Annotated in this window: 18 protein-coding genes; 11 read left to right on the top strand and 7 right to left on the bottom strand. The window is 46.3% G+C overall.

Annotation, left to right across the window (positions count from 1 at the left end):
• Nucleotides 1–104: 104 nt before the first annotated feature.
• A complete protein-coding gene (locus CN378_RS20465) occupies nucleotides 105–293 on the bottom strand; it encodes a hypothetical protein (protein WP_098354344.1) in 189 nt (62 codons plus the stop codon).
• 98 nt (nucleotides 294–391) lie between these two features.
• The gene (locus tag CN378_RS20460; protein WP_098354343.1) at nucleotides 392–601 is read right to left on the bottom strand and encodes a YheE family protein; all 210 of its coding nucleotides are present in this window, start codon (nucleotides 599–601) and stop codon (nucleotides 392–394) included.
• Nucleotides 602–728: 127 nt separating this feature from the next.
• Here CN378_RS20460 and CN378_RS20455 point away from each other — a divergent pair, with 127 nt between their 5' ends.
• On the top strand, nucleotides 729–1,127 hold the full coding sequence (locus CN378_RS20455; RefSeq protein WP_098354342.1) for a ferritin-like domain-containing protein: 399 nt from the start codon (nucleotides 729–731) through the stop codon (nucleotides 1,125–1,127).
• 43 nt (nucleotides 1,128–1,170) lie between these two features.
• On the opposite strand, the gene CN378_RS20450 is transcribed toward CN378_RS20455, so the two are convergent.
• Genes CN378_RS20450 through CN378_RS20435 form a run of 4 tightly spaced genes read right to left on the bottom strand, consistent with a single transcriptional unit; the run spans nucleotide 1,171 to nucleotide 6,164 of the window.
• Entirely contained in the window at nucleotides 1,171–2,361 is a 1,191-nt protein-coding gene (locus CN378_RS20450) for a YheC/YheD family endospore coat-associated protein (protein WP_098354341.1), read from the bottom strand.
• On the bottom strand, nucleotides 2,358–3,731 hold the full coding sequence (locus tag CN378_RS20445) for a YheC/YheD family endospore coat-associated protein (protein WP_098354340.1): 1,374 nt from the start codon (nucleotides 3,729–3,731) through the stop codon (nucleotides 2,358–2,360). The genes CN378_RS20450 and CN378_RS20445 overlap by 4 nt, the downstream gene beginning before the upstream one ends.
• A complete protein-coding gene (locus tag CN378_RS20440; RefSeq protein WP_179885007.1) occupies nucleotides 3,731–4,822 on the bottom strand; it encodes a YheC/YheD family endospore coat-associated protein in 1,092 nt (363 codons plus the stop codon). The genes CN378_RS20445 and CN378_RS20440 overlap by 1 nt, the downstream gene beginning before the upstream one ends.
• A 4-nt stretch (nucleotides 4,823–4,826) precedes the next feature.
• On the bottom strand, nucleotides 4,827–6,164 hold the full coding sequence (locus CN378_RS20435) for a YheC/YheD family endospore coat-associated protein (RefSeq protein WP_098354338.1): 1,338 nt from the start codon (nucleotides 6,162–6,164) through the stop codon (nucleotides 4,827–4,829).
• Nucleotides 6,165–6,295: 131 nt separating this feature from the next.
• Between CN378_RS20435 and CN378_RS20430 the strand changes: the two genes are divergently transcribed.
• The 6 genes from CN378_RS20430 (at nucleotide 6,296) to CN378_RS20405 (ending at nucleotide 13,450) form a co-directional block, all read left to right on the top strand.
• Nucleotides 6,296–7,435, top strand: a complete 1,140-nt coding sequence (locus CN378_RS20430; protein ID WP_098354337.1) for a DUF445 domain-containing protein — start codon at nucleotides 6,296–6,298, stop codon at nucleotides 7,433–7,435.
• A 95-nt stretch (nucleotides 7,436–7,530) separates the two neighbouring features.
• Nucleotides 7,531–7,884, top strand: coding sequence for a YlbF/YmcA family competence regulator (locus CN378_RS20425; RefSeq protein WP_098354336.1), 354 nt, complete (start codon nucleotides 7,531–7,533; stop codon nucleotides 7,882–7,884).
• A gap of 405 nt (nucleotides 7,885–8,289) precedes the next feature.
• Nucleotides 8,290–9,162: a Cof-type HAD-IIB family hydrolase gene (locus tag CN378_RS20420; protein WP_306471896.1), complete on the top strand. Its 873-nt coding sequence runs from the start codon at nucleotides 8,290–8,292 to the stop codon at nucleotides 9,160–9,162.
• 133 nt (nucleotides 9,163–9,295) lie between these two features.
• Complete coding sequence (locus tag CN378_RS20415; protein WP_098354335.1) at nucleotides 9,296–10,789, top strand: coproporphyrinogen III oxidase; 1,494 nt, start codon at nucleotides 9,296–9,298, stop codon at nucleotides 10,787–10,789.
• 152 nt (nucleotides 10,790–10,941) lie between these two features.
• A complete protein-coding gene (locus tag CN378_RS20410) occupies nucleotides 10,942–12,555 on the top strand; it encodes a long-chain fatty acid--CoA ligase (RefSeq protein WP_098354334.1) in 1,614 nt (537 codons plus the stop codon).
• Nucleotides 12,556–12,655: 100 nt separating this feature from the next.
• The gene (locus CN378_RS20405; protein ID WP_179885006.1) at nucleotides 12,656–13,450 is read left to right on the top strand and encodes an enoyl-CoA hydratase; all 795 of its coding nucleotides are present in this window, start codon (nucleotides 12,656–12,658) and stop codon (nucleotides 13,448–13,450) included.
• Nucleotides 13,451–13,544: 94 nt separating this feature from the next.
• Here CN378_RS20405 and CN378_RS20400 read toward each other — a convergent pair whose 3' ends face one another.
• Nucleotides 13,545–13,730 carry a YhzD family protein gene (locus tag CN378_RS20400; RefSeq protein ID WP_098354333.1) on the bottom strand — a complete coding sequence of 62 codons (186 nt, stop codon included), beginning with the start codon at nucleotides 13,728–13,730 and terminating at the stop codon, nucleotides 13,545–13,547.
• A 181-nt stretch (nucleotides 13,731–13,911) separates the two neighbouring features.
• Between CN378_RS20400 and CN378_RS20395 the strand changes: the two genes are divergently transcribed.
• The 4 genes from CN378_RS20395 to CN378_RS20380 all read left to right on the top strand — a co-directional run bounded on the left by CN378_RS20395 (nucleotide 13,912) and on the right by CN378_RS20380 (nucleotide 20,385).
• The gene (locus CN378_RS20395; RefSeq protein ID WP_098354350.1) at nucleotides 13,912–14,811 is read left to right on the top strand and encodes an ABC transporter ATP-binding protein; all 900 of its coding nucleotides are present in this window, start codon (nucleotides 13,912–13,914) and stop codon (nucleotides 14,809–14,811) included.
• A complete protein-coding gene (locus tag CN378_RS20390; RefSeq protein WP_098354332.1) occupies nucleotides 14,804–16,054 on the top strand; it encodes an ABC transporter permease in 1,251 nt (416 codons plus the stop codon). The genes CN378_RS20395 and CN378_RS20390 overlap by 8 nt, the downstream gene beginning before the upstream one ends.
• Nucleotides 16,055–16,193: 139 nt before the next feature.
• Nucleotides 16,194–17,396, top strand: coding sequence for a metallophosphoesterase family protein (locus tag CN378_RS20385; RefSeq protein ID WP_098354331.1), 1,203 nt, complete (start codon nucleotides 16,194–16,196; stop codon nucleotides 17,394–17,396).
• A 16-nt stretch (nucleotides 17,397–17,412) separates the two neighbouring features.
• Nucleotides 17,413–20,385 carry an ATP-binding protein gene (locus CN378_RS20380; RefSeq protein WP_098354330.1) on the top strand — a complete coding sequence of 991 codons (2,973 nt, stop codon included), beginning with the start codon at nucleotides 17,413–17,415 and terminating at the stop codon, nucleotides 20,383–20,385.
• Nucleotides 20,386–20,412: the final 27 nt, after the last annotated feature.

The raw sequence follows: 20,412 nt of genomic DNA, 5'->3' as shown, positions 1-20,412 counted from the left end.
TAGAGGCTCGAGGTCATAAGACGGAAAAGCCAAAAAGGCAAAGAGCGCCTTTCCGGCCTTTCCGTCTTATGCTTGTCGCCTCTAAGCAAGCCGCCTCCGCTTTTCTAGTGTGGTGGTTCTTCGTGCTCGGTGATTTCGATCGCTTCTTCGATGTTGGTGGTGTTTTCCCTCATGTGGACGGAGCCCCCGGACATGCCTTCGTTGATGAAGCGGTCGACATCCAGAAATGCTTTTTCCCTTCCTTCGTGATTCGTATCTGGAAGGAATTGATCGTTTTTATTGTCTTTTTTCATGCTCATCAGCCTCCTTTCTTTAGTGTTGGAAAGGGAGCTGAAGTTATGCACGGGGGAAGAATTAAATTCTTTCAGGTCCTGGAATTATGTAGGATTTATCACTCATACACATGGAAGAGCATCAGTTCATGGAGCTGCTTCTTAAGGATCTCATCCTTATCAGCAGGTGGGATGGGACCGGTCCATTCAATTCTTCCATCCTTATGGTACGTTCCGGTGTATTTCGCTCCGCTGAAGTAAAAGGAAAACGTCCAGCCGGGAAGCTGTTTGTTTTCGAACATGCTCTTATATTGAAAATGTTGGATCATCGTTCATCACCTCCACTCATATTGTAAACGTTTTACTGCGGACTGTGTAGGACTGCCGGGTGAGATGTATCATAATCGGGTCGTTCCCCTAATAGAATTTACTGAAGAGACAGGGGAGGGACAAAGAATGAATACGTTTATCCGTGATTTGCAGAAAGCGATAAGTGATGAGTGGACAGGTTATTATTTCTATAAAGAGTTAAAAGCGCGGACCAATAATCCGTTATACGTGGAATTTATCGAGCATGCCCAGAAGGACGAAAAAGAGCATTATGAAATGTTTCAATATCTTCATTATTTATTAACGGGAGAGTATTATGAGCATAAAAAAGAAAAGGTGGGGTTCACCACCTTTAAAGAAGGGGTGCTCCGTGCACTGAAGGATGAACTGGAGGGGGCGGAGTTTTACCGGGATATGCTCCTCGAGATTCCGAATCAGCAGGCATATAAGCCCCTTTTTATTGCCATGACAGACGAACAGGAACATGCAACCAGATTTTCAACCATCTATAATTCCTTGCGATAAGCGGAAGGGAAAAAGGTTGAACCTTATGTCATTCACAAAAGATTCAACCTTCCACGTTTTTTGAACTGAGTGTAAGGAACGTACGGACAAGCTGTTTCCTCCGTTTCGTTTCAATGTCTATTTCATCGAAACTCATCGGCTTTGAATTGATTTCAAACAATACGAATCCTCCTTGTTCCCTAGGAGCCAGGTCAATGGAAAACTCCCCTATATACCCGAATGATTTGGCCAGCTCTTCCCCGCAAATTTGTACGATCCGGGAAATTTCTTTTTTTGTTTCAGCATCGGCCACTTCCTTCAGGGAAATGATTTTTCCACCGGCAGGGACATGGGTGGTGACTTCCTGACGCTGTGACATCCGGACGCCGATGCCAATCAATCGAAAGTCCTCCCCCGTGTGAAGGACCAATATGCGAAAGTCATAACGGTGATCACGCAGTGTTTTACAGGCGATGGCTTCCTGCATGATCCATTGATCGCCCGTAAACCATTCACTGTATGTTTGATGAAGGCGGGAGATGGATACAAATCTCTCCATTTTCTTAATGCTTTTACATAAGACCCTGCCCCTCGGGTCGATTTCAATCAGCCTGATCCCTTTCCCTTGTGAAGCAAGAGCGTGTTTCACATATACTTTTTTGTGAGTGCCTAGGAAGTGTGTAAAGGATTCTTCATCGGTCACAACGGCGGTCCGAGGCAGGTAGGTCTTGATCCCTTCATTCTTAGAAAGAAGCTCGTAGATTTCCCACTTATTGAAAAAGTGGGGATTGAAGAAAGGAATCTTATGCTTCTTGATGAAGTGGAGAAGCTTTTCGTATGACTGGTTTTGCTCGGCGTGCCGTGAGGGGACCCGGTTGTAAATGACGCTCGGCACAGGGAACTGGCATCTTACCCATTTGTGTAAGAGGTGATTATACATGATCCCCCCAATCGAATCGCCTATTACATCCTGAGGGGAAAAGACGAAACAGATTCCCCCGGCCCCTTCAACGTCTTGTTGGATCGCCCGGAATAATTCGAAGTTCCCTCTGTATTTGCTCCTGCCTTCTTTACCCGAGACGATGCCGATCACGGGGATGTCAGGACGATTCTTTGGAGCAGAGATCGTAAATGTATAACATTCATTGGAATCTTTAGACGAGAGGAGAAAGGAATTCTTTGCAAATCCAAAGGTCGTAATGGACTTCTCCTCGTGAAAAAAGGTTTTCTTTATCCGGTCATAAAGGATATTCATGGAATCATTTCCTCAGGGTGATGCAGGCTTTGCTGAGTGAGGAAGATGCCGAATGATAAGGCAAGCTTTCTTGTTAATAAATCAAAACTCTTTAAGTCAGGATGTGAGAAGATCGATCTGCCGGGCTTTGAGTTTGCCTCAAACATCCAGATATGATGTTTTTCATCCACACCGAAATCGAATCCGATTTCCCCGATATAGCCTTCAAGGTTCCGCTCGATGGCATGTGACAGAAGCAATGCTGCATCCTTCAATGCTTCTTCAATGTGCCCCCGTTCCTTTTCATCGGTGAATAGCTCTGAAAGGACCTTTACTTCTCCGCCGTTATTGGCATGGGTCGTCACACTCCCAGAACCGGCTACCTTTCCGGCCAATGCGCTGACTTGCCAGTTTCCTTCTTCATCCTTATTCGTATGAACCCGGAAGTCGATGGGCCGATTATTCTCTTTCAGTAAGGAAATCCCCTGCTGGACGATATAGGTATCAAGGTTTCGGTTTCTGAACACTGTATTGGATAGCTGTTCCAGGCTTTTGAATTTAAGTAAACGGTTCTTCTGGTCCCCATCCCTGAAGCGGCAATAATATTCTTCGGATGTCCGGTTGTAGGTGATTTTGTGGATCCCGTTACCGAGACTTCCGTTTTTCGGTTTCAGATAAATATGATGATACGCTGACAGCAGCCTTTCCATTTCATCAAAGGATTGGAAAGGCTGGGTATCCGGAAGGAAGTGACGAACCGTCTGATCATTTTCCAATCTCTCAAAAAGATCGAGTTTATTGAAGAATCCGGGATTATACCATGGAATGCCGTACTCCCTCTCCAGTCTCTCCTTCAGGCTCTGATAGGTTTTCCTCTTTTCACTCCGCCTGTTCGGGAGTCTGTCATATATCACATTCGGAAAAGGGATTTCTTCGATTTCCCATCCTTCCCCAAAATGGAAAAACCCCTTTATGAGTCCGTTCTCCCAATCAATATGACGCTCCCCGAATACAAAGGGGATGACTCCCAAGGAAGATTGAACCGATAAGAGCTGTTTGAAGAAGTGGGAGCGTTGCCCGATGGGACTTAATCGAAAGCCGGTGAATCCTGCGGTGAATATTCCAATCAGTACACCCGCATATAAACACTCATCCTTACAAAAGAGGGAAAGGGAAACCACCTTTGAAGGAAGGTACAGTTTTCTTGCTAATCCTGTGCTGATCCCGATTACGTTACGGCCATTCGGATGTCGTTTACAGGCGGTGGATTGTCTCCTTGTTCCAAGTATCACTGTGTGAGGGAGGATGTCTTCTTCAAGCCTGAACCCCGCTGGGAGGTAGAGGATGCTTTCTTCCTCCTGGAATTGTTCGACTTTATACGTATGGAGCATTAGAAATCACCTCGTCTTAAGGATGAAAGAGATTGGGAAAAAAGGAAATCACAATAATCTAAAGGTGCTTTGTATAGTGGTGACAGCTTCTCGGGGTGTAATGTTTCCACTACCTTATGGCCGGGCTTCGAGTTCATATCCAGGATCCACAGGGAATGATCCTGACTGATGATCAGATCCACGCCAATTTCAAATAGAGGTGAAAAATGTTCCTCAAGGAGTATAGGGATCTCTTCCAGAATGGTTGTGAGTTCTTCTTCGATAAAATCCCATGAAATCGAATTCCCGGTCCTCTTCCAATCGCTGTAGGAGTGATAGGTAGCGCCGCGGCTGATGTTCGTCAGGATTCCTTTTTCCTCCCCTACACGGGTCGCACGTTGAAATTCCCTCCATTCCCCAGACCCATCTTTATTCAGGAGAACGCGCAGATCGAAGGGCGCATCTCCTTTCGTCAGATTCAAAAGCCTTTTTTGACAAATGAACGTGTGCTGCCGGAGAATGCGTTCAGACCATTTTAGGAAGACATCTTCACCTGGGAAGGATTGTTCGATGACTCCTTGTTTCTTGGTTGTTCGAACCAGTATTCCATGTGGAAGCAGGGTGAGGTGGTAAACGGCAAATCCATGTGCCCCGTCGACTGGTTTGATTATTATATCTGTATGTTCGGTCAGGAGATTTAATAAATGATTTCCACTCTTTACAAGGTGGGTTTCAGGTATATAGGGGGCAAGACTTGTGTGGCGCAGCTTTTCATACAAATGCCATTTGTCCGGTAACCCGTAACCGAGGAACCGGATATGCTTCTGGTTTTTCAACCATTGAACGACGGCTCTCGCCTGCCTGGAATGGAGATCCTTCTGATAATACGTCCGGTCATAGATATACTCAGGGATATCAAAGGCCTCTTTTTCCCATTCCCCTGTAACCCTGTTGTAATGGAATCCTTCTACCGTTTCGCTTAACGGGGATATTCCCCGTGGAGAGAACAGGTAAAGGTCAATCGGATAGGAAACGGATTGCTTTGCGATCTCCAGGAAATAGCCGTTCGTCACTTGTGGTGTGAGGGTCATGATACCGAGTGAATGATTCATCGCGTTACTCCTCCTTCTTAGTCCATTTGGTAAAGCTATATTCATAGAGTGCTTGAACCGACGGGCGAATCCGGTCATTCTCTAAGTATGTTCGCTTGGAAGGCTTGGAATTGATTTCGATCAGCCAAGGTTTGCCGCTCTCATCTATCCCGACATCGATGCCAAGCTCTGCGAAATGACCGTCAATGCTCTCGGACAGGAGCGTTGAGGCTGTCGTACATAATTCCTTCATCTCCTTCATGATGGCAACGCTTTTCTTTTGCGAAAAAAACGTTCCGAGGACATGCAGGGGCTTTTCGATACGGCCGCCCTGGTCTACATTTGCCACGAATTGGTCGCGTGCAGCAATCCGCGCAACCGAAGAGATCAACTCCCATTCCCCGTTTCGATTCTTGTGGCAGAGGAACCGAAAGTCCAGTGGCTTTTCTTCCACTGTAAGAAAGGGGATGGTCTCCTGGACTAAATAGGAAGAACCTTTACACCATGATCGAAGTTGTTTATAAAGGGCAGGGTATGATGGGAAGGTGAGGGGATTCTCCGCTGAAAAAGAGTTTTGCTGCATATGGAACCGATCGTCGACCTTTTGAATGCGCATGATATACCTTCCTTTACTTCCATTGATTCCTTTAACGAAAATATCCCTGTGCACAGAAAGCATTTCTTCAAGTGCCTCGAATCCCAGTACGGTTTTCGGCAGATGATGAGAAAGGGCCGGGCTGTCTTTTAAGGCATGATAAACCTGGTCTTTGGACAAAAAGCCGGAATTGAACAGGTGAATGTCTCGGTTTAGAGAGCGGGAGAGAGCTTGTTGGAAAGAAGGGGTCCGCTCTATTTTCCGTGAATGACAGCGATTGTAGATGACATTTGGAGCAGGGAGCGAAGCGGATTCCCATCCTCTCCCGTTATAATAAACACCTTCTGCTTCATTTCCGATGAAGGAGGAAAGGGGAAGCAGGTAAAAAAATCCACCTTTTCGTTGAATCCAGCTCTGACACTCTGTAAAATATTCTTTTAAAGAGTGTGAATGGATGCTGTTCAAAGAAAATTGATTGATTAAGAGGGCCACAACCGGCCCCATATGAATGACGCTTGACCCTGGCACAATGGAGATCCATATATTCTGTAAGTTTGGTATGGAGGCGAATAATGAATCGGCCGTATCCAACATAATCTGTAAAGAATCCGCTTTTGTCTCCATGCATGTTACGTCAAGAGTCGTATTTCCGCATTTCAGCGTCATATTCCGCTTAAAAGGAAGACGGTCCATCATGTTTCTTGGGACATACAAAGTGTGGTGATCCGTCGTATTTTGATGCGAAATAAATGAACATTTTATTTTCATCCGGCATTCCCCGTTTGCATAACCCGTGAGATTGATTTTATAATGATTTATTGGGCTAATGTTGATATAGCATTCTATGTAAACATGGGCAAAATGTTCAAACGAGAGAAGTAGAAAAGGAAGGTGCACTCATGCTAGATGCTTTCATCCTAGTATTATTCATGGTGATTGTCGGCGCCCTCATCGGAGGAGTCACCAATTCACTCGCAATAAAAATGTTATTCAGGCCTTATCGGGCGTATTATATCGGAAAATTCAAAGTCCCATTCACACCCGGGCTGATCCCTAAACGCCGGGGGGAATTGGCAGAACAGCTTGGGAAGATGGTGGTGGATCATTTAATCACACCTGAAAGCCTTCAGAAAAAAGTCATGAATGAAGAGTTTCAAGAGGATGTGACCCAGTGGCTATCCGAAGAGTTACAGCCGGTATTCACATCGGATAAAACCGTGAATGAATGGCTCGGTATCCTTCAGATCCCCGTATCTTCAGAGCGGCTGAAAGAAAGGCTGGAGGAGTGGGTCGCTGTCAAGCTGAAGGATGCGAAATCATCGTATACATCCAAGACACTCGAAGAAGCCCTTCCGGAAAGATGGCAGGAAAAAGTGTCAGAGAGCATCCCGAAACTTGTTGACTTCATTGCAAACCGGGCAGAAACCTATTTCACAAGCCCTGAAGGAAAGATGAAAGTAAAAATCATGATCGACGATTTCCTGAAGGAACGAGGGATGCTAGGGAATATGCTTGGCATGTTCCTTGGTAACACGTCGGTAGCGGATAAAGTACAGCCGGAAATCGTGAAGTTCATCAAGCATGAAGGGACCCAGGAGATCCTCTTCAACCTGCTCACAAAAGAGTGGGCGAAGCTGAAGGAGATGAAGCTTGAGGAGTTCATCGACCGATTACCGGAAGAAGACCTGATCCGGACGGCCCAAACCACTCTGGTCAAGCTCGTCAACATTGACGGCCATCTTTCCAGACCGCTGAGTCACTGGCTCGAGCCTCACAAACATGCATTCTTCCACACCCAGCTCCCGAAGTGGGTGGATAGAGGGACGGACCTTCTATCGAAGAAGATTCCGAATCTGATGGAGAAGATGCACCTGCAGCATATCGTTCAGGAGCAGGTTGAATCCTTCTCTGTCGGAAGGCTTGAGGAACTTGTCCTCGGGATATCCCGGCGTGAGTTCAAGATGATCACGTATCTCGGGGCATTGCTCGGCGGCGTGATCGGGATCGTTCAGGGAATCATCGCCCTTTTGATCTCCTGATACCCGGACCTGTAAGGGTCCTTCCTAGAAATCCACCCCATTGTTTGTTATAGTGGGGAAGGAAACAAAGAGTGAAATTATAGGAGGTACGTATGATGGCGATTAACTTATACGATCAAGCGAACGAATTGGAAAGTGCATTGCGTAAGAGTGATGAATTTCTACAACTGAAAAAGATGTACGACGAAGTAAACAATGACGAATCTGCCAACAAGATGTTTGAAAACTTCAGAAACATTCAAATGACACTTCAGCAAAAACAAATGAGCGGTGAAGAAATCACTCAGGAAGAAGTGGAGCAGGCACAAAAAACAGCTCAACTTGTTCAACAACATGAAAAGATCGCGAAGCTTATGGAAGCTGAGCAACGCATGAGCATGGTCATCAATGACTTAAACAAAGTCATCATGAAGCCGCTGGAAGAACTTTATGGTTCCATGCAAAAATAATAGTGGTGAATAGGGACCGGCTTCCTGATGGGGAGTCGGTTTTTTTTGTTGGGAAGGGTTGTGGATGGGGTGATTCCATTTATTGTTAAAAGACGCAAATAACGAGGAAAGTGACGCAATAAATAAAAAAACGACGCAATCAAGCTAAAATCTCCTTATCTAGCTCTCTCAAATACCGCATAACCTCCCTGGTACGAGCCTAAAAAAAGGCAGGTTCATCCTCCTCGCCAATGAAAGCCATGTGGATAACCTTCCCCTATGGGTCATGTTTAAAGGATTTCCCCTTTAGTTCCTCCTCAACTTCTATTAAAACATGAGTAACAATTCCACCCGACCTTGTCATATTTGTCTTCACACCTTCATAAAAGTAAAGAAAGGGAGTAGACAACATATAGGGGGACACCAATGATGATCTATAGAATGCTGGCTTTGAATATCGATGGCACGATCGTGAATGAAAACGGAAAAATTGCGAAGGAAACGAAGGAAGCAATCGAGTACGTTCAAGATAAAGGGGTACCGGTCACATTGGTGACAAGCAGGAGCTTTGCTTCCGCTAAGAAAGTAGCCAAGGCCCTGAAGCTCGACAACCCGATTGTGACACACAGCGGTGCATATATCGCCGGAGAGCTTGAAAGACCGATGTATGTGAAAAAGATCGGGGAAGACATCACCTATGAAATTGCACAATTTCTTGAAGGCTTTTCCTGTCAGGTACACCTTTCCCATGAAAAGAGATCGATCGTCGGCAAAACCGATGCCCAGGCAAGGGAGATGGCGAAGGTCTCCTGGCAACGGGAATCCAAACTACTTTACAGCAAGCAGTTTGTCGACCGTGTGAGTGATCACCTGCTGGAAAATCCGATGTCGGTACCGAAGATTTCGGTCGTGATGGAGCATCAGGAGGACGTTTGGGACGTGATCGCTTCAATAAAAGGGATGTATGAAGAAGTGGACATCATCCGGACATCCGATTATAAACTGGATATCGTGCCGAGGGGTGTCTCGAAGCTCAGGGGATTGATGTACCTGTCTGAACGCCTTGGAGTGAAGAAGGATCAAATCGTGATGGTCGGGTCAGGCATCGATGACATCGATGCCATGGAGTGCTGCGGACTCGGCGTCGCCATGGGAGATGCGCCCCGCCAGGTGAGGGAAGCGGCCAACTGGATCACCCGCAGTCAGGTTGAAAAAGGGATCCCTTACTTTGTAACGGAATTATTCCGGAAACAGCACCCCATCCCTTTCCTGAAGAAAATGAATATCATTAAATCATAACGCCCGAACACCCCGTATTCCCTTAAAGAATGCGGGGTGTTTTTTTGACGGAGGGGGTACGGGCATTGACCATTCCAGGGCCTTTCTGTACACTTATAAAAGCTTATTAGTTTTGGTGAAAGGTGATTACAACGTGAATGTTTTAATAAAAGGAATCGAGGATGAGCGCTTTGAACGCCCCCTTCGATTGATAGCGAATTTATTCTTTGAAGAGTCTCAGGTTCACTTCGGTTCGTGTGACAATGCTGATCTTCAAGTCCATATAGAACTTCTGACAGAAGAAAAAATAGAAGCGAAAGCAGTCCTGAAACGGTCTTCAGAGGATTCATACACTGCCTGCTATGAGCATGAGTGGGTTCCCTATGAGAACGAGAAAGAGCGCTTCAAACAGCTGAAAACAGCTGTTTCCCACGTGTATCTGAATGTTCTTCAAGATTTGACGGGAATCAGACAGAAGTGGGGGATCTTGACGGGGATCCGCCCGACGAAGCTCCTGCATAAGCAGACGCAGCTTGGAATGCCGAAAGAAGAGATACATGCGAAACTGAAAGAAGAATATCTGATTACGGATGAAAAGATCGAGCTGATGCAGAGCATCGTGGACCGTCAGTTATCCGTTGTGCCGGATCTCTATGATCTTCAGCATGAAGTGAGCATTTATATCGGCATCCCGTTTTGTCCAACCAAATGTGCTTATTGTACATTCCCGGCCTATGCGATTCTCGGTAAGCAGGGGCGGGTCGATTCATTCCTGGCCGGTCTTCACTATGAAATCCAGGAGATGGGTCGCTGGATGAAGGAAAATAACATCAAGATTACGACCATCTATTACGGTGGCGGTACACCGACCTCCATCACAGCAGAAGAAATGGATGCACTGTATGAGGAGATGTATCGTTCCTTCCCGGATGTCGACAAGGTAAGGGAAGTGACAGTGGAGGCAGGACGGCCGGATACGATCACACCTGATAAACTTCAGGTGCTCAACAAATGGAATATCGACCGGATCTCCATCAACCCTCAATCCTACACCCAGGAAACATTAAAAGCGATCGGACGCCATCATACGGTGGAAGAAACGATTGATAAGTTTCATCTATCCAGGGACATGGGAATGAATAACATCAATATGGATCTGATCATCGGACTTCCGGGAGAAGAGCTTCCCGAGCTTCAGCATTCTTTGGACGAAACCGAAAAGCTTATGCCGGAATCACTTACGGTACACACCCTGTCCTTTAAGCGGGCGTCTGAAATGACGAAGAACAAAGACAGGTATAAAGTGGCGGACCGGCAAGAGATCGGGAAGATGATGAATCTTGCAGAAGAGTGGACGAAGGAGCATGGCTATGAGCCGTACTACTTATATCGCCAGAAGAACATCCTCGGTAACCTTGAAAATGTAGGGTACGCTCTTCCGGGACAGGATAGCATTTATAACATCATGATCATGGAAGAAGTCCAGACCATCATCGGTATCGGCTGTGGTGCAGCAAGTAAATTCATCGATCCGAAGACCGGAAAGATCACGCATTTCGCCAACCCGAAAGAGCCCAATGCCTATAACCTTGGATTCAAGGAGTATACGGAAAAGAAAATCAAGATTCTGAATGATTTATTTTTATAACAAAGAAACGCCACCCCATTTGAGTGGCGTTTCTTTGTTTTTTTCAAAAATACTTAGAGGATAAATTCAATTTTAAGTAGAATTAGTATGATAGACATAGAAAATCAGACATTTTTTGCAAACGCTTACCAAATTGAGGGGAGAGATCGAATATGATGCAAACACCTCTGCTTTTGACACAAATGATCGAACGGGCCGAAAAATATTTTCCAAAGAAAGAAATCGTTTCCCGGACGGAATCCGGTATCAGCCGCTTCACATACAAACAGTGGGGTGAGAGGACGAGGAGGCTTGCAAGCTCCCTTTCAAATCTCGGGGTTGAAGAAGGGGATAAAGTCGGGACACTCGCTTGGAATCATCATCGTCATCTGGAAGCGTACTTTGCGATCCCGTGTAGTGGGGCAGTCCTACATACGATCAATATCCGCTTATCGCCCCAGCACATCATTTACATCATCAATCATGCGAAGGATCAAGTATTGCTCATCGATCCCGATATCGTCCCGCTCATTGAAAAAATCAAAGATCAGATCCCGACGGTTAAAGCCTTCATTGTGATGACCGATGGAGATCTGCCTGAGACGACACTTGAGCCTGTGTATCACTATGAAAGATTATTGGAAGAAGGAGATCCATCTTACCCGTTCCGCACGGACATCGATGAAAATGCTCCAGCCGGGATGTGCTACACGTCTGCCACGACCGGAAATCCTAAAGGGGTCGTCTATTCCCACCGGGGCATCGTGTTGCATGCCATGGCACTGGGGCTTGCCGATACGACAGGTGTCAGTGAAAGGGACGTAGCCCTGCCGGTGGTCCCGATGTTCCATGTGAACGCATGGGGACTCCCTTTTGCTTCGGTCTGGTTCGGTACAAAGCAGGTTCTGCCGGGACCGTATTTCACCCCTGGGCTTCTTGCTGAACTCATGCAGGAAGAAAAGGTGACGATTTCAGCAGGCGTTCCGACGATATGGCTGGGATTACTCAATGAATTGGAGAAAAAGGATTATGATCTATCGAGTCTCCGTTCCGTATTATGCGGAGGGTCAGCTGCCCCCAAAGGCATGATCCGGGCCTTTGAAGAGAAATTCGGCATTCCATTCATGCATGCATACGGAATGACCGAGACGAGCCCCCTCGCTGTGATCGCTGCATCCAAAAGCTATCATGATGACCTGTCTAAAGAAGAGAAGCTCGACTTGAAAGCGAAGCAGGGGATCCTCGTTCCCGGTTTGGATATGAAGATCGTCGGGAAAGACGGGGAAGTCGCCTGGGATGGCATGGAGATGGGAGAGCTTGCCTTAAGGGGCCCCTGGATTGCTTCTGAGTATTATGAAGACGAAAGGACCGGGGATGCGTTCCGTGATGGCTGGCTGTATACGGGTGATGTCGTCACCATCGATGAAGAAGGATATATCAAGATCGTCGACCGGACGAAGGACCTGATCAAATCGGGTGGGGAATGGATTTCTTCCGTAGACCTTGAAAATGCACTCATGGCCCATGAACATATCTTTGAAGCCGCTGTAGTGGCAGTGCCCCATGAGGAATGGCAGGAGCGTCCGATTGCCTGTGTCGTCTTGAAAGAGTCGGGGAAAGGAAATGTCACCAAAGAGGAGATCCTGGACTTCCTGAAGCCGCAGTTTGCGAAATGGTGGCTTCCGGATGAAATCCTGTTCCTTGATGAAATCCCGAAAACATCCGTAGGGAAGTTTTTAAAGAGAGCCCTCAGGGACCAGGTTCAAGATCAAATGAAACAGGTTTAAAGGGACGGGAGATCGGTTCTAAGTCGATCTCCCTTTCGAATTGTTGTACTTTTCCAAATACTCATTCTGCGCTATGCTAATAGAAAGGGGAGGGATTTTTTTGACAGTGTCAAATCAGTATGAAACAGTAACATTACATAAAGACGGGAAGGTGGCGAGGCTTCGGCTGAATCGGCCTCAATCCTTGAACGCGTTGGATGCCCGGCTCATGGAAGAAATGCTTCTGGCCTTGAAGGAAGTGAAACATGATCCGTCGATCTCGTTATTGATCCTGACCGGGGAAGGAAAGGGGTTTTCCTCAGGGGGAGACATTAAGTCCATGCTTTCTTTAAGTGGAGAAGAGCAGTTCTCGCAGATCATGGATACGATCAGTGAACTTGTCATGACCTTATACTCCATGCCGAAAGTGGTCCTGACAGGCATCCATGGGGCAGCGGCGGGTCTTGGGTTGAGTCTTGCACTTGCTTCGGATTATATTCTGTGTGAGGAAGACAGTAAGCTTGCCATGAATTTCATCGGAATCGCTTTGATCCCTGATGGAGGCAGCCATTTTCTTCTGCAGGAACGCCTCGGGACGCATAAAGCGAAACGATTGATCTGGAATGGAAAGGTATTCGAAGGACAGGAAGCCCTTATGAAAGGTCTTGTCGATGAAGCGATTCCTTCAGGGAAATTGGAGGAAGGCATAGAGCGCTATGCGAAACAGGTATTGAGTGCGCCGACGAAAGCCATGCTGAAAACGAAAGAAGTGTATGTCTCCCTGAACAAGGAAAGACTCCAGCATGCCCTGGACCTCGAAAAGGAAGGGCAGTGGCTCATGCGTCAATCCTCCGATCACCAGGAGGGGATCCGTGCATTCGTGGAAAAAAGAAGACCCCGGTTCAAGGGAGAATGATCGACAACGGGAACCAGCCTTAAGGGTTGGTTCTTTTTTTGTCAAAACGCAATAAAAAATGCATTACAGCCCAGCCTGTAATGCAAACGTGATCTTACACATGAAAAAGCAAAAGTTTCCCAAGTGGGGATGTACAGCGATGCGTATGTTCGGCATAGCCTTTTTCCTCCAGCATCGCTTCTCCCATTTTCTTCGCGTCGCTATCGGACGAAGCCTCGAATGATTCATCCAGGATTTTTTTGCCGTCACTTTCGAATACCGTCAGTTTGTACACTTTCATTTTGTCATACCCCTTTGTCTAGAAATGATCTACTCCTTTATTTTTTCATATTATCATTTTTTTGGGAAGTCCAAATAGTTTGATAATGAAAAAAGAATGGAAAATGAAACCTTTTTTAGTGAAAATCGTAGAGTACTAGAGAGAAAAAATGACAAAGGGCAGCAGGAGGGAAATGCTGAAAATGAGTTTGAGAATACAACAGGTAACCAAGAGGTTTGGAAATTTCACGGCGGTAGATGATCTGTCACTTGAAATCCCCAAGAGTGAGATGTTTGGATTCCTTGGAGCGAATGGGGCCGGAAAGACGACGACCTTCCGGATGGTGTTGGGACTATTGGATGCAACCGATGGCATGATCACGTGGAACGGGAAGGGAATCGATTATTCAACCAGTCCGGAAATCGGATATCTTCCGGAAGAAAGAGGTCTTTATCCAAAAATGAAGGTAAGCGATCAAATCGTCTATTTGGCACGCCTTCGCGGAATGGAGAAAAAAACGATCCTGAAGGAATTGGACGGTTGGCTGGAGCGATTCAATGTCCCTCAATATCTTAATAAAAAAGTGGAGGAGCTCTCCAAAGGAAATCAGCAAAAGATTCAATTCATCGCATCGGTCATCCATAAACCAAAGTTATTGATCCTGGATGAACCTTTCAGCGGTCTTGATCCTGTGAATGTCGAGCTGTTGAAGGACGCCGTCCGGGAAATCAAGAAAAACGGGACGACCATCGTATTCTCCAGCCACCGGATGGAGCATGTGGAGGAGCTTTGTGAAAGTTTGTGCATCATGCATAAAGGGCGTCCCGTGGTGCATGGGGGCTTGAAGGAAATCAAGCGTTCCTTTGGTAAGAAGAATGTCATGATTCATGCAGACTTCGACCTTACCTATTTAAGGGAGATGCAAGGGGTGACGAAATTGAAGGAAATGACGGAAGGGGTCCTTCTTCAGGTGGAATCCGAGGATGTTGCCAAAGAGGTATTTCACGATGTGGTCCAAAAAGGCTTCCTTCGTAAATTCGAATTAGAGGAACCATCCCTGAATGACATTTTTATAGAAAAGGTGGGAACCTCTTATGAATAATTTCTTCTTGATCCTGGGTCATTCCTATCTGTCCAAGCTTAAAGCCAAGTCTTTTATCATATCAACGGTCATCATTGCCGCTGCCCTTGTCCTGCTGGCCAATTTCGACAGCTTGATTTCGAACTTCACAGGTGATGAAGAAAGCAGGGTAGCGGTCCAGGATGAAACGGGCAGACTGTATGAGCCGCTCGTCCAACAGCTGGAAATCATGAATAGCGACATACAATTGCAACGGGCCTCCCAGTCAACTGAGGAGATCGAGAAACGAATAGAATCAAAAGAACTGAAGGGATTATTAGTAGTAACAGAAGGAGGGGATGGACTCCCGAAAGCACTGTACAAGTCGAATTCATTATCAGAGTCCGGCATAACCGGGGAGTTACAGATCGCCCTTCAAAACATTAAATCCTCACAGGCCGCCAGTAAGCTGGAGCTTTCAGGTGAAGAGCTCGCACTGTTAAGCAGCCCTGTAGAATTTGAGAAGGAAGCCCTCGTGGAAGGCGCGAAGTCCGAAGAAGAACTGAGTCAGGCACGGGGAATTGTATACGTCCTATTATTCTTCATCTATTTCTCCGTTATTGCATACGCCAATATGACGGCCATGGAGGTTGCGACTGAGAAAAGCTCCAGGGTCATGGAGATTCTCATTTCAAGTGTATCACCGGTGAAACAGATGTTTGCCAAGATTATCGGGATCGGTCTTGCCGGATTGACACAGTTAGCGGTGATCCTCGGTGTAGGATACTTCACCCTGATCAGTAAGAAGGATGAACTGGTGGGCGGATTCTTTGAAGGATTCGGATTTGAATCCCTGTCCATCAGCGTCATCATTTATGCCGTCGTTTTCTTCTTGCTGGGGTATTTCCTATATGCAACCCTTGCTGCCTTATTGGGCTCACTTGTGAGCAGGATTGAGGACGTCCAGCAGATGATCATGCCGATGACTTTCCTGATCATGATCGGATTTTTCATCTCCATGTTCGGTCTCGGTAATCCGGAATCGGGCTTTGTGACGATTACATCTTACATCCCTTTCTTCACGCCAATGGTCATGTTCCTCCGTGTCGGGATGCTGGATCTGCCCATGTATGAACCGATCATCGGGATCATGGTCCTTCTTGTGACCATCATTCTCCTGGGTGTATTCGGTGCACGCGTCTATCGCGGTGGAGTCCTGTTATACGGAAAATCCAATTCGTATAAGGATATTAAGAAGGCAATCGATTTAACATCAAAGAAATAAGTGGAAGGCTGCCTCCTATTTAGGGCAGCCTTTTTACATGAATGGGGTAAATTGTGAATACATACTGAAATCTTCCCCGGTTTTAGGATATAATGGATGAATATAAGAACGTATATTCGTAGTGCAGGGAGGGGATTTCATGGAGAACATCCGGTTTTTTCATGTTGCAGATTTACATCTGGACAGTCCGTTTACAGGACTGAAGCATTTACCGCGGGAAGTGTTTGATCGGATACATAATAGTACCTTTGCTTCGTTTGAAAAAGTGGTGAAAGAAGCCGTTGAAAGAGAAATCGACTTTATGATCATAAGTGGGGATCTATTTGATGAAGAAGACCGGAGCATCCGGGCGCAGGCGAAATTATTGAAGCAGTTTCAACTCCTGCATGCAGGCGGTATTCCTGTATATGTCGTACACGGAAATCATGATCATCTGGGGAGCCATCGATTGGATCTTGATATGCCGGACAATATTCATGTCTTTGATAAGGATACGGAAGTGAAGCAGCTCATCACCAGGAATGGGGAAATGGTGGATATAGTGGGTTTCAGCTACGGCACGAGACATATCAGGGAAAGAAGGATCGACGAATACCCTAAAGCGGTGAAGGGTCGGTATACGATCGGGATCCTGCATGGCAGTGAAGGAAGCATTCATTCTTCTCATGAAACGTACGCCCCTTTTACGATAGGCGAATTATTAGAGAAGAATTACCATTATTGGGCACTGGGGCACATTCATGAACGCAGGATCTTACATGAAGAGCCGTATATCGTCTATCCCGGGAACATCCAGGGAAGGCACCGGAAGGAAACCGGCGCAAAGGGATGCTATGAAGTCGTGCTTGGTGAACATCATACAGAGCTGTCGTTTATCCCTTCCCACGACCTGATATGGGAAACATGCACCGTATCCCTTTCAGGGGCTCTTCGGTTCGGTGAGGTGTATCATCGTATTCAGCAGGCGATGGAATCCCTGGGAGGAGAGAATTTGATCGAAATCATCTTAACCGATGAAGAATCCCTGCCCGCGGACATGATGGTCAAGATTGAAAATGGCGATCTTCTGGAAGCATTGCAGTCTGATAGTGAAGGTCAGGGGGAGCTGAGATGGGTTCATTCCATACGGCGGTCAACCGGCAGTACAGACTCTCGTGAACGGGATCCCTTTAAACAGGAAGTGATGGGGACCCTTGAACATTTGGAGGCTGAAGAGTGGAAGGAAGCTTTGGCAGAATTATATGAACACCCTTCCATCTACCGGTTTCTCGACACGATAGAGGAAGAGGACGTGATCACTCTCATAGAAGAAACGAAGCACTTACTAGAGGGCAAACGGTAAAACACGGAGGTGATGGATGTTGAAACTGAGGGAACTCTATATTTATGGATATGGAAAAATAGAAAACAAGCATTATACACTGAAGGAACTTCAATTATTCTATGGAGAAAATGAAGCAGGGAAATCGACGATCATGTCATTCATTCACAGCATTTTATTCGGTTTTCCAACCAAGCAGCAGTCTTTGTTGAGATACGTCCCGAAATCATCTGCAGAGTATGGAGGGAAGATCCTTTGTCAAATAGAGGATCAAGGGATAGTGAGCATCGAACGAATCAAAGGGAAGGCAACAGGCGACGTAACCGTCCAATTCGAAGACGGGAGAATGGAAGGGGAGGAAACCCTTCAACAATTGCTCGGGAAGATGGACCGGTCGACTTACCAGAACATTTTTTCCTTCAACCTCGAAGGCCTCCAAAACATCCAGCGGCTCAAAAAAGAAGAACTGAACCGCTATCTCTTCGCAGCAGGCTCAACAGGGTCGGACCTCCTTCTGAAGCAGGAGCAGGACTGGCAGAAGGAAAGGGATCAGCTGTTTAAGAAATCAGGCAGGAAGCCAAAGATCAACGAGGTGCTCTCCCAACTTAAAGCGCTTGAGAAACGAGTAAGGGAAGGAAAAGAGAAAAACGAACAGTACCTGCCCCTCATTGCCAGACGGCGATCCTTGGAGGCAGCCATCTCGGCAATGGAGAGGGAAAAGGGAGAACTCTCTGTAAGGAGAGAAAATCTGGTTTCCGCCAATGAAAATTGGGATACCCTAACCCAATTCAAAGAAGCGGAAGAGCGCCTTTCACAGCTGAAAGACATCGACTTCCCTGCAAAAGGATTAGAAAGGCTGAACGAGCTGAAAATCGCAGAAAGACAAACATCGGCCTATCTCGAGACTCTGATCGAAAAACAAGAGAAATTACAGGAGAAACTAGAAGAGGAAAAACGGAACTTCTCGTTAAAAGACGACATTCCGTTTATGGAAAAGATGTTGTCACAGCAATCTCTTTATCAAAAATGGAAAGAAAGAAGCGGGGAACGAAGCAGGGAACTGAAAATACTGCAACGTAAAATCAATGACACGATCAGGGAATTAGGGCTCAAGATCGAGATGGAAAACATTCCGGGACTGAATACGAGCCTCATGATGTCTGAAAACATCGAACAAGCACTGGAACGCCAGTCCAAACTACTCCACGACCTGGAAAGCTTGAAGAAACTTCAAGAAGAAGCAGCGGAAGAACTTCAAGCAGTGGAAAAGAAATGTGAAAGCTTAGAAACCCGGTTGATGGAAGAGGATGAATATCAGGAGTTACAACGAAAGGTCAAGGCTCATTCTGCAGGGGCTGCTTCGAGGGAACAGATAAATTGGATGAACATGCAAGTGAAAGAAGCAGAGGGAAACTATCACAGAAAAAAAGCTTCATTCTCCCGTCAGTTGCTTATCAGTGCAGGAGCACTCCTGATTTCAATGGGAGTCGGTGCCTGGGGATTAGCCTCTGGTAATTGGCTCCTGGCCGGGATGAGCCTGCTGCTTCTTGTGGCGATCGGTGCAACAGGCTTACAGGCAAGGAGGAGTCTCGGGAAGGAATCCCTATCCCTGCAAAAAATCAAGGAAAGGGCAAAGGAGTTTCAGCCCGGGGGGAGTACGGAATATGCATTTCATGACATGGCGGAACAAAGCCTCAAGGAACAAATCGAATACCGGAACGAATGGAAGCAGCGCATCCTTTCGTTAGAAGAGCAGGAAGGGAAAATCCAAAAGCTCAGTGGAAGGCGGGAAGAGCTTGAACAAGGGATATCCCTTGGAGAAGAAAGATTGTTGCACCTGAAAAGGGAATTATACTTACCAGATGAATTCCATTGGAAGTGGCTCCGTGATGCTTTCTCCAAAATGAAAGAATTAGTCTCTTCCTATGAAACATTTACCCAATTATCCGAAGATGAAGTTCACACAGCCGGGAAATTGAAGGGTTACACAGAAGAATGTCAGGACTGGTTTCAACAGCACTCCCTTACGTTCACCACGATGGACGAAGCCCTTATCCAGTTTAAAAAAATCATACAGGATCTCGAGAAACGTCAGCTCGTCGCCGAAAATCTTACGGCTGAATTGGAGCCTTTGTCGCTTGAAACTGAAAAGCTTTCCAAAGAATTAGGAAAAATTCGTGAGGATATTCACGTCCTTATGGAGGCAGCTGATTGCAAAGGGGAAATCGAATTCCGGGAAAAGGCGCAGAAGATCGAGGAAAGGAACGGGCTATGGTCCCAATACAAGGGAATGAAAACGAGATTGACCCAAAAAACCCTTGATACGTTTCTTGCATTTGAATCACTGGAAGAAAGCAGGAAAGAATCAACCCGGATCTCAGACGCCATCGATAAGCTGTCCATAGAGCTGTCCGCTCATCAAAAAGAGCTTGCCTCCCTTTCATATGAAATCAAAACGTTAGAGGAAGGAAAGAGCTATTCTGCGATCCTTCAGGAATTTCAAAGTAAAAAAGCCGAACTTCAGGAACTTGCCTTTGAGTGGGCCAAATATACACTTGCCGGATTCTCCCTGAGAAAAACAATGGAGTTATACCAGAAAACCAAAATGCCGAAAGTCATTCAGCTTGCAGAAGAAAACTTCAGGGATCTGACAGAAGGACATTATCACCGTATTTTCTTACTCGAGGATGAAATGATCAAGGTCGAGAGAGGGGACGGGACCGTCTTTCATGCAGTCGAACTCAGTCAAGGAACGAAAGAACAGCTGTTCATTTCGATCCGGTTTGCCCTCGTTCAATCGATGGGTGACCATTATCCCTTGCCTGTCCTGATTGATGACGGAGTAGTCAATTTTGACTTGTCGAGGACACAGTCATTTCTTAAGCTCCTAAGAAAGGTGGCAAAGGACCATCAGGTATTGTTCTTTACCTGCCACCCTCATATCAAACATTCCTTTGCCGACGATGAAATCATTGTCCTGCACCGCAGGGAACCCATCCGGACTACCTAAGGGAGGGACGGACCTGTATGGGGCAGT

Origin of the sequence: Bacillus sp. AFS015802, assembly GCF_002561455.1 — a bacterium.
Taxonomy (GTDB): domain Bacteria; phylum Bacillota; class Bacilli; order Bacillales; family Bacillaceae_B; genus Rossellomorea.
This window is presented reverse-complemented; position numbering and strand designations above follow the sequence as displayed.

What these genes read in the sequence shown, in the direction of transcription:
- CN378_RS20380 (WP_098354330.1), top strand. Translation starts at nt 17,413, where the DNA reads ATGTTGAAACTGAGGGAACTCTATATTTATGGATATGGAAAAATAGAA.
- CN378_RS20440 (WP_179885007.1), bottom strand. Translation starts at nt 4,822, where the DNA reads ATGAATCATTCACTCGGTATCATGACCCTCACACCACAAGTGACGAAC.
- CN378_RS20410 (WP_098354334.1), top strand. Translation starts at nt 10,942, where the DNA reads ATGATGCAAACACCTCTGCTTTTGACACAAATGATCGAACGGGCCGAA.
- CN378_RS20460 (WP_098354343.1), bottom strand. Translation starts at nt 601, where the DNA reads ATGATCCAACATTTTCAATATAAGAGCATGTTCGAAAACAAACAGCTT.
- CN378_RS20455 (WP_098354342.1), top strand. Translation starts at nt 729, where the DNA reads ATGAATACGTTTATCCGTGATTTGCAGAAAGCGATAAGTGATGAGTGG.
- CN378_RS20465 (WP_098354344.1), bottom strand. Translation starts at nt 293, where the DNA reads ATGAAAAAAGACAATAAAAACGATCAATTCCTTCCAGATACGAATCAC.
- CN378_RS20420 (WP_306471896.1), top strand. Translation starts at nt 8,290, where the DNA reads ATGATGATCTATAGAATGCTGGCTTTGAATATCGATGGCACGATCGTG.
- CN378_RS20385 (WP_098354331.1), top strand. Translation starts at nt 16,194, where the DNA reads ATGGAGAACATCCGGTTTTTTCATGTTGCAGATTTACATCTGGACAGT.
- CN378_RS20445 (WP_098354340.1), bottom strand. Translation starts at nt 3,731, where the DNA reads ATGCTCCATACGTATAAAGTCGAACAATTCCAGGAGGAAGAAAGCATC.
- CN378_RS20400 (WP_098354333.1), bottom strand. Translation starts at nt 13,730, where the DNA reads ATGAAAGTGTACAAACTGACGGTATTCGAAAGTGACGGCAAAAAAATC.
- CN378_RS20435 (WP_098354338.1), bottom strand. Translation starts at nt 6,164, where the DNA reads ATGAAAATAAAATGTTCATTTATTTCGCATCAAAATACGACGGATCAC.
- CN378_RS20430 (WP_098354337.1), top strand. Translation starts at nt 6,296, where the DNA reads ATGCTAGATGCTTTCATCCTAGTATTATTCATGGTGATTGTCGGCGCC.
- CN378_RS20390 (WP_098354332.1), top strand. Translation starts at nt 14,804, where the DNA reads ATGAATAATTTCTTCTTGATCCTGGGTCATTCCTATCTGTCCAAGCTT.
- CN378_RS20450 (WP_098354341.1), bottom strand. Translation starts at nt 2,361, where the DNA reads ATGAATATCCTTTATGACCGGATAAAGAAAACCTTTTTTCACGAGGAG.
- CN378_RS20395 (WP_098354350.1), top strand. Translation starts at nt 13,912, where the DNA reads ATGAGTTTGAGAATACAACAGGTAACCAAGAGGTTTGGAAATTTCACG.
- CN378_RS20425 (WP_098354336.1), top strand. Translation starts at nt 7,531, where the DNA reads ATGGCGATTAACTTATACGATCAAGCGAACGAATTGGAAAGTGCATTG.